The following is a 16,711-nucleotide window of genomic DNA, read 5'->3' as shown; positions in this document are numbered from 1 at the left end:
TGCCTTTTATAGTCTCTCCCAGATTGTGCCTTTAGGCGTGTCCAAGAGTTTAATCCCCCTTGAGAGAATCTCATTTCTTATTTCATCGGCTCGCTCCCACAAACCATCCCGGCGTGCTTTTTCACGTTCTTCTATAAGTCTTTTTTCTTCTTCGCTCAACGGTTCAATATCCCGTGAAAAGATTCCACCTAGGATCTGGTTAATCTTTCCGAATACGGCTAACAGGTCGGTTTTGTCGCTTTCCTGCAATCCTTCTGTATCAAGTCTGGGATTTACCTTTCGAATGAAAGCAAAAACTTCCGCCATTGCCTGTGGTATGTTCAAATCGTCCGCCAGCGCCGAGATGAATCCCTGTTCAACAGCATAGAGATCGTCGGCGATAGAACCGGCTTCTTTCCTTTCGTTTATCGGCGCATTGTGGACTCGCGCAAGGAAGCGCCTGATGCGCTGGAAGCCCTTGATGGCTCCATCCAGCTCTTTTCTTGATGCATGAAGCGGCTTTCGGTAGTGGGTTGTAAGAACGAAGTATCGAATTTCTTCCGGTTTGTATCCTTCCTGGATGAGTTGCTCCAGAGAAGTGTCTTCGCATATTTCTTCCGCTGGGCAGTCTCTGCTAGTCCAGCATTGTTCGCAGATAAGCCATACCTGAGTGAGGTCTTTTGCTCCCAGCGCTTCCACTATGGCTCTGACGTTTTCAAGATGAGGAAAGAGAAATTCTATACTGCTAAGATATATGTCCACGGCGGGCTTTGATCCGCTTCTGCTTTGTCCCATTGCTGCTGTGGCTACAGCTATGTGCCAGGTTGGAATAACACTACCCCAGAGGGTTTTCATATAAACTCCCCGTTTCAATTCGGAAAGGGTGGCTCTCTTGAAGAGAGCAAAATCCTGCGGGCTTAGTTTTTCGTATCGCGAGAGATCAACCGTTTTTCCGGGGTAAAGTCTGCTTATGTCAATGTGAGCCAGTTCTCCATAGCGGGCGGCTTGAGAGACATCAAAATAAACCGACCTGAGTTTTTCATATGCTACTTTTCGGGCTATAAGGGTTTTTACGTGTTCAATCATTGTTTCTTCTAGATCGGACATCTTTACAAAATGGTAGCTGGAGTCCATTGAGAATCGCTTGAAAAGATCCGCCAGTTCTTCCATCTTCTTTTTCACATACTGAGGAAGTTCCACGTTTGCGTTTACAGAACCCGTAATGGTGCGACTGTCAAAATCCGGAAGAACAATAACAGGATGCACGGTAAACTGCTTAAACTGTAGGAACCTCACCAGCAAATCCGCCACAAAGAGACGCCGCGCTTCCTTGAGATTTAACGGCGAATCCAGAGGCGGTCCAGTGATAAACAATCTGATCTTTCCTTCCTCCACCGGAACAATTTGTTTTTTCTGGCGAGACAGGTAATCGTAGAATTTAAAATCAGGTTCGATCATCACCGTAAACAGATTGGTGCTCAGGTAGCGATCTCCTCCATCCGGGATGATAGCCACTATGATTCCCTCTTTCCGCTCCTTTGCGATTCTTACCGCAGCAGCCATTGCCGCCCCTGAACTCATCCCGGCAAAGATGCCTTCTTCTCTTGCAAGCCGCCTGGCCATTTCAAAAGCTTCATCATCCCCAATGTGCATAATTCGATCGAGACACTGCGGATTGTATATGCCGGGCACATAGGATTCCTTCATGTTTTTAAGTCCCTGGATCTTGTGCCCCATGTAAGGCTCAACCGCAACTATCTCAATTGCCGGGTTTCTTTCTTTCAATGCTCTGGCAAGCCCCATGGCCGTTCCGGATGTTCCCAGAGTTGCCACGACTACGTTGACCTTGCCGTCGGTCTGTTCGTAAATTTCCGGTCCTGTCCAAAGATAATGAGCTTCGGGGTTGGCGGGATTATTAAACTGATCCGGCATAAAGTATCTATCTGGGTTTTCCCTGACCAGGCGATAGACCTCTTCTATGGCTCCGTCGGTTCCAAGGTTTCCGGGAGTAAGTAGCAGTTCTGCCCCGAGAGCTCTAAGGATTTTCTGCCTCTCGAGGCTTGCCGTTTCCGGCATGGCAAGGATCAGACGATAACCTTTCACCGCCGCAACCACAGCAAGCCCTATACCGGTATTTCCACTTGTGGCTTCAATTATGATTTTGTCTTTTGTAAGAAGTCCTTTTCGCTCCGCATCTTCTATCATGGAAAGAGCCGCTCTATCCTTTATAGACCCCCCAGGGTTTTTCGCCTCCCATTTGACGTAGATCGTTACGTTAGGGTTAGGATTGAGCCTGTTTATTTTTATAAGCGGTGTGTTTCCAATTGCTTCCAGCACGTTGTTGAAAACATTCTTTCCCATCGCTTTTTCCTTCCATCTCCTTCTACAACGTAAAGACACAGCATACCGTGCGTGATCTTTTACAAATTCCTGATTCCCAACCCCCAGTTCTAAAACTTAAAACTAAGAGGATCGGATCCACTTGAAGAAAGATGCCGAAAGAGGCGGCAAGGTCATTTTAATAGAGTAGGGCAGGCCGTGCCACGGAATTTCCTGCGCCATCAACCCTCCCCCGTTTCCCATGTCGCTTCCTCCATAGTAGCTGCTGTCGCTGTTTAAGATTTCTCGCCAGAATCCCTTCCTTGGAACTCCCACTATGAAAGGATCACGCGGAACGGGTGTAAAATTAAAGACGCAAAGTATTATATCTTCTCTGTTTTTTGCCATGCGGATGAAGCTGAGAGTGCTCTGGTCGCTGTCGTTACAGTCAATCCATCGAAAACCTTCGTAAGATCCGTCCAGTTCGTAAAGAGCCGGCTCCTGTCTGATGAGATTGTTTAGATCCTTAAGCCAGAGCTGGATGCCGCGGTGGGAAGGAAAATCGAGAAGAACCCAGTCCAGCTCCGCATCGTGGTTCCACTCATACCATTGAGCAAGTTCTGCTCCCATAAAAAGAAGTTTTTTTCCGGGATGAGCATACATATAGCCGTAGAGCGCTCGCAGGTTTGCGAACTTCTGCCAGTAATCTCCGGGCATCTTGCCTATGAGAGATCCCTTGCCGTGAGTGACTTCATCGTGAGAAAAGGGAAGTATGAAGTTTTCGTGGAAGGCGTAAAGCAAACTGAAGGTCAGGTTGTTGTGGTGGTATTTTTTGTGGATTGGGTCTTTGGACATATAAAGTAGAGTGTCATGCATCCAGCCCATGTTCCACTTAAAACCAAAGCCAAGCCCGCCGATGTAAGTGGGGCGAGAAACCATGGGCCAGGCGGTTGATTCTTCCGCAATGGTCATTGCTCCCGGGCAGTTGCCGTATATGAGTTCATTAAATTTTTTCAGGAAATCTATAGCTTCGAGGTTTTCTCTGCCGCCGAACTGATTGGGAATCCATTCGCCCTCTTTACGAGAGTAGTCAAGGTAAAGCATCGACGCTACGGCATCTACTCTCAATCCATCCACGTGATAAACTTCGCACCAGAAGAGAGCATTGGAGAGAAGAAAGCACCGCACTTCGTTTCTTCCGTAGTTAAAAATAAAAGTGTTCCAGTCAGGATGGATACCTTTGCGGGGGTCGGCATGCTCGTAGAGATGAGTTCCATCAAAATAACCAAGCCCGTGTTCGTCTCGAGGGAAATGAGCTGGCACCCAGTCGATGATGACACCGATGTTGTGCTGATGTAAGACGTCCACAAGATACATAAAATCCTGTGGTGTGCCAAAGCGACTTGTGGGCGCAAAATAGCCAGTAACCTGATATCCCCAGGAACCGTTAAATGGGTGTTCCATGGGCGGGAGGAATTCCACATGAGTAAACCCCATGGAAGAAACATATTCGGCGAGCTGGTGAGCCAGCTCACGATAAGAAAGTCCCTTTTTCCAGGAGCCCAGATGAACTTCGTAAATGGTTATTGGAGCTTCGTGATGGTTTTTCAGATGGCGTGTTGCCATCCATTCTTCGTCGTGCCATTCATAACCTGAAACATTCCAAACAATGGAGGCCGTTTTCGGAGGAGTTTCTGCATAAAAAGCAAAAGGATCTGCCTTCCATACTCGATAGCCATTATATTGCGACCGAATGGCGTATTTGTAGCGGCTTCCTGAACGAACTCCCGGGATAAAACCTTCCCACACACCAGAATTTCCACAGCAGTTAAGAGGGTTTGCTTCTTCATTCCAGTTGTTGAAGTCTCCAACCACGGAAACATATTCGGCGTTGGGAGCCCATACGGCAAAGCGAGTTCCCGGCACGCCGTCCAGTTCAATTTCATGTGAGCCCATCTTTTCCCAGGCTCGGTAGTAAGTTCCTTCTCCGAAAAGATAAAGCTCGTAATCAGTTAAGAAAGCTTCTGGCTGATGTTGCTTCATATTATCCATTTCCCCTTCTTTATGTGAGGATGTTCGAACAAGGTTTGTAGGCTGCACTGTTGTGAGCCCTTTTGAAAGCACACCATTCAGTTTACCTTGTATTAGAGTAAGGAAGTAAAGCGAAATTTCGTGTTTCCCACATGATAGTAAGTTTTGAAAATCCTCCTTTTGTATTTTTATCCACGTCTAAAAAGAGTAAAGTTCATTGGAGAAAGTTCATAAATTTGTCCGGCTTCCCACCATTGTTTTTCCTCTGGAGGGATAATCTCGTATGTTGTGTCAATAAGAAGTTCCCACAGATGGGTTTTTCCCTGATTGTAAAATGGCAGTGTAAAAGGCTGAGCAGTTTCACGGTTGAAGTTAAACAGCATAAGCACTGTATCACCCGTGATGGTTTTGCCGCATTCGTCTATTTCATCTATGGCGTCCCCGCCCAGAACAACTCCAATGGATTCCATATTGAAGTTTGACCAGTCTTCTGGCGACATCTCAATCCCATTGGGAGTGAACCACGTAATGTCTTTATATCTGGACGCATGAATAGGTCTTCCCCGGAAGAAGTTGGATCTGTGGAAAACCGGCTGGCTTTTCCGGATTGATATTACTCCCTTTACAAATTCAAGAAATCTTTTGTCTCGGTCGCTTAATTCCCATGGATACCAGCTTATAATGTTATCCTGGCAGTAAGCGTTGTTGTTTCCCTTCTGAGTGCGTCCGAGTTCGTCTCCACCGGAGATCATCGGAACGCCTATGGAAAACATCAATGTCGCAATAAGATTTCTTTTTTGACGATAGCGCTTTTCAAGAATTTCCGGGTTTGTTGTGGGTCCTTCAACTCCGAAGTTGTAGCTGATGTTGTTGTTTTCCCCGTCGCGATTTTCTTCTTTGTTGGCTTCGTTGTGTTTTCTGTTGTAGCTTACAAGATCCTGCAGAGTAAAACCGTCGTGGCAGGTGACGTAATTTATGCTTGCGTGAGGTTTTCTGCCACTTTTGTTGTAAAGATCGGGACTCCCTGTTATTCTGAAAGCAAATTCGTTCATGAGCGAATGAGGAGATAGATTCCAGATCGCTCGCACCGTGTCTCGATACTTTCCGTTCCATTCAGTCCACAGTGGTGGGAAATTTCCTACCTGATATCCACCTTCGCCCAGGTCCCAGGGTTCTGCTATGAGCTTTACTCGTGATATGACAGGATCCTGCTGAATGAGAGTAAAAAAGGTTGCAAGTTGATCAAATTCGTAAAGTTCTCTTGCGAGAGCGCTGGCAAGATCGAAGCGGAACCCATCAACGTGCATTTCCAGCACCCAGTAGCGCAAACTGTCCATGATTAGCTGGAGGACTTGCGGGTGACCCACATTAAGGGAGTTTCCGCAGCCTGTAAAATCAACGTAAAATCGCTTGTTTTCTTCATTGAGGCGGTAATAGGTCGGGTTGTCGATGCCCCGGTAGCAGAGAGTTGGTCCCAGATGGTTTCCTTCGGCTGTGTGGTTGTAAACTACGTCCAGTATGACTTCGATCCCGTGATCGTGAAAAGTCTTTACCATGGTTTTAAAGTCTCTTATGACGGAGATAATATCTGAAGAATCGCATCGGCAGGCAAAACGGATATCGGGAGCGAAGTAGGAAAGAGTGTTATAGCCCCAGTAGTTGGTTAGTCCGAACTGGACGAGTCGCTGTTCGTCAATATGCTGATGAACGGGCATGAGTTCAATTGCCGTAATGCCAAGCGACTTAAGATGTTTTATGATTGGATCTGAGCAAAGTCCCAGGAAGGTGCCTCTAAGTTCAGAAGGAATTTCGGGATGGAGCATTGTCATGCCGCGGACGTGAGCTTCATAGATGATAGTTTGATTCCATGGAATTTGAGGATGTTTATCGCCTTCCCAATCAAAGGCATCGTCAACCACAACGCTTAAAGGCGCATAGGGAGCGTTGTCACGATCGTCACGCACCAGATCGGCATCGCTTACTCCTGGGCGATAACCAAACCATGTCTCGTGCCAGGATGATGTGCGGGTCACCAGCTTTGCGTATGGATCTACCAGAACCTTAGCCGGGTTGAATCGAAAGCCTTTTGAAGGATCGTAAGGGCCGTAAACTCTATAGCCGTAGAGTTGTCCAGGGCTTATACCCGGAAGGTAAACATGCCATACTCCGTTAGTGTATTCGGGCATTTCAATACGAACACATTCCTTGAATGCTGTAACAGAATCGAAAAGGCACAATTCTACCCTATCAGCATTTTCGGAAAAAATGGCGAAGTTTACCCCTTCGCCGTCCCATGTGGCACCTAGAGGGTAGGGGTTTCCTTTGCATACAGTGAGATCTTTGGGAATTTTTATGCGCAATTGTTGCTCCTTCCGGGGGAAATATGTATGCCGGGGAAATGTCCCCAGCCAGTTATTTATAGTAAAAATTGCGTTTCAACAAAAGGCATTGTTATAAATGAAGGTTGGTAATCAGTGAAGACTAGATACAAGCCCATTAAAAGTAGTTGGTTTTACGCAGGCAAATTTTGCTCGCATTTTAGTTTGCCTTTTTCCAGAAACAGATAAACATCTCCGATTCTTTTTGCTAGCTGAGCATCGTGGGTTGCGAGGATAATTGTTGAATTGAGTTTTTCTTTTAAGTCGATAAGAGTATCTTCGATAGCTGCTGTATTTTCGTAATCAACAAATGCCGTTGGTTCATCAAGAAACAGAATTTCCGGCTGTATGACGAGTGCTCTCGCAATGCCCATTCTCTTCGCTTCCCCGCTTGAAAGAGTTAGAGCATTCTGATTTTTCTTGTGTAGTAGCCCAACGAAATCTAAAGCTTCCTCAACTTTTTCTTTTATTTCCCTGGATTTTAATTTCCTTATCTTCAGTCCGTAAGCAACATTATTGAAAACCGTTGTATTAAAAATGCCGATACTTGGTAGAAGCAACGTTATTCTTCTTCTCAAATTCAAATCGGGTTCCAGAGCTTTTCCGTCTTCGTGATAAATGACGTCGCCTCTATCGGGAGCTTCTAATAATGCGCATATTCTCAAAAGAGTGGATTTTCCCGATCCATTTGGTCCCATCAGGGCATACACTTTGTTTTGTTCAAAAGAAAAGGAGCAGTCATCAAGCACTATCCTGGCGTTATAGAATTTTGTGATGTTCGCAATGGTCAGAGTTAAAGCCATTGGATAGTTCCTGTTGCGCCTTTTTTCTGGACCGAAAACAGAACGATGTTGATTAAAAAAGATATAGTGAGAAGAATAATTCCAAGAGCCATTGCAAGTTCAAAGTTTCCCTTGTCTGTTTCAAGAGCGATGGTTGTTGTGATTACTCTCGTGTATCCGGCGATATTTCCTCCAACTATCAGAATTGCCCCCACTTCAGCCATTACTCTTCCAAGAGCAGCACAAACACCCGCCATTATGCCGTATTTTGCTTCCTTTATCATTGTCATGGTTATTTGAAAAGATGTGGCTCCAAGAGCTTTTGCTGCAAGTTTTACCGAAGGGTCTATCTTTACAAGAGCCGAATGGGTAAGCGCCGCTACGATGGGGAAGGCAAGAATTGTTTGAGCGATTACCATTGCTGTGGGAGTATAAAGAAGTCTTAAAAAGCCAAGGGGACCACTTCGGGATAGCAAAAGATACAGCAGCAATCCAAGCACGACGGGAGGAAGTCCCATAAGGGTGTTAAGCAGAGTTATGATAAAGTTTCTACCGGGAAAGTTTTTTAGTCCAAGCACAGTTCCTGCGGGAACGCCCATGACTGTTGCTATTGCCAGAGCTGTGCCCGAAACTTTCAGGGACAGGATTATTATGTCCAGCAGTTCTTTATCAAGGTGCAGGATAAGGTAAAATGCCTGCTTAAAGGCTTCCAGTATAAAGTTCATCTCGCATTTGGAATAAACAACTGATTTCCAGATTTATCCTTAAAAGACGCTATGGCTTGCTGCCCCTCTTCCGATATTATCCAGTTTATCAATTCCATAGCCTCTTTATATTTCACGTGTTTGTGTTTTTCAGGATTTACTGCCATTACGCCGTATTGATTAAAAAGAACAGGATCGCCTTCAAAGAGAATTGCCAGCTCTAAATTGTCCTTTATCGCAAGCCATGTTCCTCTATCTGTGAGAGTGTAGGCTCTTTTTTCGTTTGCAATCCTCAAAGTTTTTTCCATGCCTTGTCCAGCTTCAAGATACCAGGGTTGTCCTTTTGGATCAATTCCCACCGCCTGCCACAGTTGTAATTCTTTCATGTGAGTTCCAGACTTATCCCCTCTCGATACAAAAAGGTTCCTGGATGACACAATGCTTTTGAATGCATCCTGGACTGTTTTGGCTTCTTTTACTTTTGCCGGATCATTTTCTGGTCCGATGATAACAAAATCGTTGTAGCAGACATCGTGTCTATTTACGAAATATCCTTCTTTTACAGCCTGCAATTCAAGCTCTTTTGCGTGAACAAACAGCGCATCAGCGTCCCCTCTTTTGCCCATCTCAATGGCTGCTCCGGTTCCTCTCGCAACGACCTTGACCTTAATTCCGGTTCTATTTTCGAAAATGGGCAATATATGATTTAGCAAACCTGAGTTTTCCACACTGGTTGTGGTGGCAAGGATAATAACTTTTTCCCGATCTTGAGCCATCGAAAAACTCACAAAGAATAACAACGCAAATAATGATACAAATCCCGGAATCTTTAGAACTCTCATCGTATTACCTCTTCTGTAGCTCGTAGTTTCGACCGCATTATAGAAATGGCTTTTAAGGTTCTCAAGTTTTACTTAAGGGCATTACACAAAGAAGGTGTAGGACAGTTCTAAAACTTCCTTTATTGGGTGGTAAAGTAAATGGAAAACACATGGATGGAACTCAACTTGGAAGACCTTCTCAGACATAGATAGCCAGTAAACGAATCAATATGTGATTCACCAAATAATGTATGGGCGACGCATGCGTTGCCTTTTCAACAGCCGTTTACTATCTTTCTATCCCGGAAAGTTCTTCCGAAAAGGGAAGCTAGTAATTTTTGAATACCTTTAGTTTCTTATTGATTGTTGCTGGTGTGTTTATCTCCATAGTATTTTACGAATGATGTTTACACTTACCTGATAATCGTCTAGGCATTTTGATGAAGTAATAGAAACTTATGGGCTTCTTCTCGTCCCATGGTTTTTTCTAAAAAAGAAGGCTCCACAAGAGATAGGTTCACCAGAATGAGTGTATCCAGCACATTGGAAAATTTGGGATCCACACTGAAGCTTAACACTTTCCCGCCCAGTTTGATGTAATGGCGAAGTAATACAGGTATTGCCCGGGAGTTTCCTTCAATGGTGCTTACGAGTTTGCCTAATAAATCCATATCAGTGATGTGATTGCACAGTAGATTAATATCCCATGGTTTTGGAGCCACATAGCGCCAGGGTCGGCGTGGTCGCACCCAGGCTCCCCATTCTTTACTAAAATGATGGTGGCGTAGATACATAACAATTAGGTGGCGACTCAGAGTATGATATTTGTCACTTATGCTTACTGGTCCAATTAGATATCTGTAATGTCCGTGTAATGACACATATCGACCAATACCTCTCCACAGGAACCATAAGGGAACATATTCTTTTTGATATTCTGGTCTAACAAAGGACCGTCCCAGTTCCAGGCTCTTTTCCAAAAGTGGTTCAATACCCTGATCATATCGAAAGAGGGTTTGAGTATAAAACCCTTTGAGACCTCGCTGGTCCAAGATAACATCTCCCCGTCCTATACGGTAAGCACCCACGACTTCGCGAGTCTTTTGATTCCATACGAATAAATGGTCGTAATAAAGGTCGAAGCGGTCCAGATCCACCGATTTTCCACTCCCTTCCCCTGCAGTCCGAAACGTAATTTCCCTCAACCGACCAATTTCGAGTAGAAGATTGGGTATTTGAGATGCTGAAGCCCAGAAGATTTTGTAATGTCCACTGGTAAAAAGACACTGATCAGTGGGTAAATCTTCCACTTCCTTTTCAACGAGTGTTTCGGGTATAGCATTGGAAATGGGCTGACATTTTTGTTTTGATTTTCCACGACGAGACATCCATCCTGTTCTTAAAAAAAATATTTTGGATCGATGGTTGACCTGGGACAGGCCTAAAGCATAGGTAGATGCTCGGAGATATTCCGTGATTCCCTCAGCCGATCCTATTTTTGTCAGTTCTTCAAAAGGAATTTTTTTACCGATGGTAATGTGAATAGTTCGACCGATTTTATTTTGTAACTCTCGAGGCAATAAAAGCGTTCTAAAGTTTGGATGCAGGAGACCCAAAAGATGGAAGGATAAACTATTTGAACCGTTAAAATGCATCGGTAGCACGGAACACTGCGTTCTCAGGACAAGACGTCCAACGGTGGAATTCCATGGTGGATCCAGAACGGCTAAGTTACGAAGATGAAAATGGGAAACGGTTCCTGATGGGAAAACAACCAGGACACCTCCTTTTTGAATCCACTCTAAACATCGCCTTAAAGGAAGGATATTTCTATCTCGGGATTCTTTGCGCCCGAAGGGGTCTACACCGAATATCAAGGAATTCATCTCGGGAATTCGTTCCAGAAGGAAGTTTGCCATAATCTTCACATCAGATCGGACAGTCAAAAGGATTTTGGCTGCTAAAATTCCCTCCAATCCTCCAAAGGGGTGATTAGCCACCACAATCAGAGGTTCCTTTGCAGGGATAGCTTCAACATCGCCTTGAACAAGTGGTCGAATTCCCAGTCTATCCACGAGATCTTTCAAGAAATTTTCAATACTTGGTGCAGGGACCAAACTTTTATAAGTATGTTCCAGTTTTTCCAATGCCATAAATTTTCCCAAACACTGCCTGATCGGTTTCCACAATTGGGAACCCTGGGAAAACCAATGAAGTTGAAAGTTCATCTTGTCCATACTTACCTCGTGTTTATATCTCCTTATTACAAGTTCACTGTCGATCTGTTTACTTGCCCCTATACGGCTTCCGAAAATTGTTCCTCTTTTTTGTCAAAGGGTTCGGCATATAATTGCCACGTAGCTTGAAAAGCCGCTTCAAAAGCTCTTCCTTCAGCATTTTTTCTGGCTTCCTTGCCCATCTGAGAACGTATCGAAACATCCAGGCACATTTTTTCCATTATTTGAAGTAAGCTATCTTCATCTCTCCCGGGGAAAATCCAACCAGTGCGCCCCGGAATAATGTTCTCCTGAGGTCCTCCACGGTCACTTACAATTACCGGAAGACCACTGGCTTGCGCTTCCAGAACCACATTCCCAAAAGTGTCGGTCGTGCTGGGGAAAACGAAAAAATCGCATGACGCATAGGCTTCATAGAGAGCATCTCCGGTAAGGTAACCCGTAAAGACAGCATGAGTGCCCGAGAGCATCTTCTCCATTTCGCTTCGATAGGGTCCGTCACCTACAATTACTAATGCCGTTTTGGGTTCCTTTTCATGAAGACGGCGGAATGCTCGGCACAGGATATCCAGATCTTTTTCTTTAGAAAGACGTCCTACATAAAGGGCTGCTGCTTTGCCATCGAGTTGATGCTGCAAGCGAAATCTGGGAGAATATTTCTCCGGACTGAATCTACGGATGTCAACACCTCGGGGATATATTAAAATTTTGTCTTGTGGAAGTCCTTGATTTATGAGTTCTCGAGCTGTAGCACTGGACGGCACATAGACACGATCCATCTGGTTATAAAACCACATTATATAGCGCCGTGTAATTGATTCTAAAACTTCATCCTCAGTTAGGCGGAACACATATTCGGGCAAGGCGGTATGGTAGGTAGCCACAATAGGAATCGACAGAATGCGAGCCACGGCTAAAGCTGCCAGACCCATTGGACCAGGAGTGGCAACATGTATTTGAGTGAAGTTTTGTTCATAGCAGTAGGATAGGAGTTGTAGAAAGGGTGGAATATTTAGAGAAAGCTCAGGATATTCAGGTATAGTATAGCGACCAATGGGCTTGAAATTGACAACTCCCGAAGGAATCTCTTCCTCTGCATCCTCTGATGTTATCAAGACAAGCTGTTTACCGAGGCTTCGGGCTACACGTAGTTGCTGAAGGAGCGTTTTTGCAACTCCGTTCACCTGAAGCAAAGTATCGGAGAAATGGGCAACAGAAAGTTTGTTGTCCATCGGGATTGTCACGTTGGACACATCGAAGTGACGAGCAACCTCTCTGGAGATGATTTTGTCCTTAGTGAAATAGGAAAAGGCTGCAAAGTAGGGAGCCATAAGAGTGTAGAGAGCTCCAGCAGAGCCAAGGGTGCCAAAGATGTCAAAAACGTTGGCGTTATTCCACTGATGGCTTATCTGAGTAAACAAATGCACCAGCAGGGCATTGCTGGCGCGTTCCAAGAAACGACTCCACGCCTTTTCGGCTGCAGTTTCGGAAAGTTTTTTGTTTCCTGCTACAACTGTCAAAAGCTGTCTGTCTTGAGCTAACAAGGTTTGTGACATTTTCCATATCGCTTTTATGGGGGGCAGTTCCTTTTCAGGGGGATCTTGCCGAGGCCATAAATGCATCGAACGTGCCACGTTGTAAAAGCGACTGGACCATGGTTTGGGAATAGACTCGCGATTCAGATCAAGAACGCGTTCCAGGAATTGAAGAAGAATGTCCTTATGAACATGTTTAGCTATTTGAAAACGTTCTCGATAATACTGATAGGCAATACCGTATAAATTATGCGCCATGGTAAGAGGGGTGGATGGCGTCCCATCGGTAAGAGCTTTTCCTTCGAGAAGTCCTTTTAAAAATGAAGGCACATCGGAAGCATCAGGGACAGATGTCCAATATCGTCCTATGTTAAATGAGCTATGGTCATCAGATCCGCTGATGAGCCATTTGCGACCAAAATCCAATGAAACAGGAATATTGTCGTGCTTCTCTGCAAGGCGCTTAAGGCTCTTACTAGTTATGTTGGGTATAAGTGCTCGCAATACCTGGTTCTGGTGGTCGTTTCTTGATCCATTTAATTCGAAACCACTAAAGAGAAGAAGCATCTTTTCGAAATGTTCAATGGTCAGCCTACCATTTATACTGAAGAGCGGATGGGCTACAACATGAACAATCTTTTGTTGTCTTAAATATACTACCAGGTCGTAAATGTTTTGCCGTATTTTTTGGATATCTTCGTGTTGGGAACTTGAAATGTTGAAAGCCAACACATGGACTTTACACCTGTCTTCGGGGAAATATGTGGTAATCTCCTCACTTACGAAAACGCCGGGCAAATGAGCGATTTCCTCAGCACCGGCGATGGTGTTGTGATCAGTAATGGTCACGATATCCATCCCCTTATTTTTAGCTATGCGATATATGTCTTTGGGTTGAGTAAAGCTCTCGGGACAACCGATCTTTTGTAAGATCCATTGAGACGGCCTCGTGGAAAATCTAGAGTGCACGTGTAAGTCCCCTTTCATAAAGCCCCCCTATTTTTGGTTTATCATCCGATCTCATTTTCCACGGGAAGGTTACCCGTAAGCGTCGATTTGCTAACATTTTGGCGAATACCGTCTTAAAAATACTTTCGTGGGTTAAGGTTCACGAGGAACCGTAAAACTTCCAATACATAGGTCACCCAGGATGGGAGTTAATTTCCTATGTATCGGTCACCGAGGACGGCGACTCTCCCAATATCCTACCGCCGTCTTGGGATGGACGGCGTCCTCGCCATCCGTTCTCTGATTCCTACCGGTTAGGGCTTGCTTACGATTCTGATCAAGTTTTTGAAAATTTGGTTTAGCCCCTGTAACGATACAGCGTTGTCCTGGCAACAGGCTCAAAAGTTGTAGGGGCGATGTATGCGTCACCCCTACAAATCTAGTGCGCCTGGCACGTGCGCGCTCCTGGATGGAATGATCTCGTTTTCTTAATTATGTCATTTAGCGATCACATTGTTGGAACAAATCTTATTTAATCTCAGCATGATCCTTGATGAGACAAAGTGTTGCTAAACGATTGCTTTGCAAGATCAATTAGGTAGTAATCATGCCTAAATTCAGGAGGTATTCTATGCTAAAACAACTCCCATTATATCAAATTGTTCCGATCTATTTTCCCGTAGATTATGGGAGTTCATCAGCGCTCTAAATATTTTTCCAGGAAAAACGCAAGTTAAAAAATTATATCTAGATCACCCTGAACTGTGACGATACGCAAAGCAAATATGAATTTTTCACAAAGATTAGCCAAAATTCACACAGGAAGAATCATAAAATAAAGACGTTTTACAGGACTAAAGGAGGAAAGCAACATGAGTAGACACTGGTCGATTGGAAAAAGCCTGGCCGTGAGCTTTACGGTTCTTGCTATGGCCTTAGTTGTTTTGGGGATTATGGGTTACCAGGCGGCGCGACGCAGTGTTATAGCCCTGGAAGAAGTGGGACATATCCGACTTCCCAGCGTGGATACGACTCTCACCATTGCCCAACATCTGGAAAGGATCAGCGGAAGCCTTTCGACTCTGGCCATACCGGATCTTGATAGAGAAACTCGAAAAGCACAGTATGACAGAATTGCCAGGGCAAGAGAAATGTATCGAGAAGCCATGAAAGCCTACGAACTTCTACCCAAAACCTCCGAAGAGGCAGAGATATGGAAACAATTTAGGGCGGCTTTAGATACCTGGAAGGCAGAAAATGACAAGGCTATTGCTATGGCTCAACACTTTGACAGTCTGGGTATTCAGGATCCCGACATGTTGAAACAAGATATTATTGCCTTTATATCGGATCACTACAAGCTCGAATCCATGGTTTTACAGATGATTATGACCGGAGAAGTCTTTGAAGGGAAAGAAGACCACACATCATGCTGGTTTGGACAATGGCTTTCGACCTTTAAGACCGATAATCCGGAACTGAAAAGCATTGTGAGTCGGGTGGCTGAACCACATCGACAGTTCCATGAAGCAGTTCGAAATATTAAGGAACTCGTGGCATCAGGTCGGATTGAAGAAGCACACCTTGTGTTGGATAATCAGTTTCGTGGAGCGAGTAAAAAGGTTTTTAGGAATCTTCATGCCATCGAAGCTATAGCTGACGAAGCTCATAGAACAATGCAAAACTTACAAGAGCAGATTTTAGGGCCAGTTTTGGAAGCACAAAACGGGGTCATGTCACTTCTGGCTAAAGTGGTTGAAATTAACAAAAAAGCAGGAAAAAACGCTGCCAACGAAGCGAGTTCTTTTGCGTTACACACGCAAAAAATAATGACCGTTGTAACTATGGCTGGTTTGATTCTAGCTGCAATTCTAGGGGTATTCATTACCTTAACCATCCGTCGCCTTAATGGCGTGCTTCGAAAATCTATCGCTGAAATGTTGCAGAGTTCCGAACAAGTGGCCCTGGCGGCGGAACAGGTAGCATCAAAAAGTCAGCAGCTAGCCGAAGGAGCGTTTCAGCAGGCGGCCAGCATTGAACAAACCTCGTCAGCGTCGGAAGAGATGGCCTCAATAACACGCCAGAATGCCCACAATGCTGCTCAAGTTGCTGACCTGGTAAAACAGGTTGCCAGAATCGCCGAACAGGCGAAGAACACCATGGAGGAACTGTTGAACTCCATACAAGAAATCAAGCGATCCAGCGAAGAAACCAAAAAGATCATAAAGAATATCGACGAAATTGCCTTTCAAACTAACCTGCTAGCCCTTAATGCCGCCGTAGAAGCCGACAGAGCTGGTGAGGCTGGAGCAGGATTTGCTGTCGTGGCCGATGAAGTTAGAAATCTAGCCATGCGTGCTGCTGAAGCCGCCAGGAGCACGGAACAGATCATAGAAGACACGGTGAATCGCGTCAAACATGGAGCGGATCTTACGGAATCCACCAACCTGGCTTTTACTCAAGTTCACGAAAGTGTAGTCAAAGTCAGAGAACTGGTAAGCGAAATTGCCGCTGCCAGCAGTGAACAAGCTCAAGGCATAGAGCAAATAAACCGAGCTGTAGCTGAAATAGACAAGGTGATACAGAAAAATGCGTCCAGTGCTGAAGAATCGGCTTCGGAAGCTGAAGAACTCAACAGACAGGCGGAGCAGATTCGACTGGGCTTAAAAGAACTGGCGGCTCTGGTTGAAAATCAGAAACAGAACGGATCAGGAAAGATCTTTTTAAGGAAGAAGACAATTGATGTTTCTCAAATTCCACAAGAAAAACTCCAGCTTGAAAAAATCGGTGCCGTGGCTCTGGTTCCATCATCAGGAAACGGCAAGTCATCGGGAAACGGTAAGACATCCCTGCTTCCAGAAAAATCTGAAAAAACAGTTCCAATTTCGAATAAAACATTGTGGCTCATGTTCAAAAGTAGTGCAACCTAGCTAACTGAGAGATAAAAGCAGGGGAGATTCGTTTCAAGTTGATCCGA

At 44.8% G+C, this 16,711-nt stretch carries 9 protein-coding genes; 1 reads left to right on the top strand and 8 read right to left on the bottom strand.

Translation table 11 applies throughout. From position 1 onward, the window contains the following. Nucleotides 1–6: 6 nt before the first annotated feature. The 8 genes from WHS38_09260 to WHS38_09225 all read right to left on the bottom strand — a co-directional run bounded on the left by WHS38_09260 (nucleotide 7) and on the right by WHS38_09225 (nucleotide 13,773). Nucleotides 7–2,340: a cysteine synthase gene (locus WHS38_09260; GenBank protein ID MEJ5301161.1), complete on the bottom strand. Its 2,334-nt coding sequence runs from the start codon at nucleotides 2,338–2,340 to the stop codon at nucleotides 7–9. A gap of 102 nt (nucleotides 2,341–2,442) precedes the next feature. Continuing rightward, nucleotides 2,443–4,341, bottom strand: a complete 1,899-nt coding sequence (glgB, locus tag WHS38_09255; GenBank protein ID MEJ5301160.1) for a 1,4-alpha-glucan branching protein GlgB — start codon at nucleotides 4,339–4,341, stop codon at nucleotides 2,443–2,445. Nucleotides 4,342–4,517: 176 nt separating this feature from the next. Continuing rightward, complete coding sequence (glgX, locus tag WHS38_09250) at nucleotides 4,518–6,689, bottom strand: glycogen debranching protein GlgX (protein MEJ5301159.1); 2,172 nt, start codon at nucleotides 6,687–6,689, stop codon at nucleotides 4,518–4,520. Nucleotides 6,690–6,841: 152 nt separating this feature from the next. Next, entirely contained in the window at nucleotides 6,842–7,510 is a 669-nt protein-coding gene (locus WHS38_09245) for an ATP-binding cassette domain-containing protein (GenBank protein MEJ5301158.1), read from the bottom strand. Next, complete coding sequence (locus tag WHS38_09240) at nucleotides 7,501–8,214, bottom strand: ABC transporter permease (GenBank protein ID MEJ5301157.1); 714 nt, start codon at nucleotides 8,212–8,214, stop codon at nucleotides 7,501–7,503. The genes WHS38_09245 and WHS38_09240 overlap by 10 nt, the downstream gene beginning before the upstream one ends. Next, complete coding sequence (locus WHS38_09235) at nucleotides 8,211–9,035, bottom strand: substrate-binding domain-containing protein (protein MEJ5301156.1); 825 nt, start codon at nucleotides 9,033–9,035, stop codon at nucleotides 8,211–8,213. Before WHS38_09235 ends, WHS38_09240 begins: the two co-directional genes overlap by 4 nt. Nucleotides 9,036–9,442: 407 nt before the next feature. Beyond that, nucleotides 9,443–11,251 carry a GNAT family N-acyltransferase gene (locus WHS38_09230; protein MEJ5301155.1) on the bottom strand — a complete coding sequence of 603 codons (1,809 nt, stop codon included), beginning with the start codon at nucleotides 11,249–11,251 and terminating at the stop codon, nucleotides 9,443–9,445. Between the two features lie 59 nt (nucleotides 11,252–11,310). After that, nucleotides 11,311–13,773, bottom strand: coding sequence for a glycosyltransferase (locus WHS38_09225; protein MEJ5301154.1), 2,463 nt, complete (start codon nucleotides 13,771–13,773; stop codon nucleotides 11,311–11,313). An 833-nt stretch (nucleotides 13,774–14,606) separates the two neighbouring features. Here WHS38_09225 and WHS38_09220 point away from each other — a divergent pair. Continuing rightward, a complete protein-coding gene (locus tag WHS38_09220) occupies nucleotides 14,607–16,664 on the top strand; it encodes a methyl-accepting chemotaxis protein (protein ID MEJ5301153.1) in 2,058 nt (685 codons plus the stop codon). The last annotated feature ends 47 nt before the right edge of the window (nucleotides 16,665–16,711 follow it).

This window comes from Thermodesulforhabdaceae bacterium (assembly GCA_037482015.1).
GTDB lineage: Bacteria > Desulfobacterota > Syntrophobacteria > Syntrophobacterales > Thermodesulforhabdaceae > JAOACS01.
Note: the sequence above shows the minus strand (reverse complement) of the source record. Positions and strands in the feature narration are given on the sequence as shown.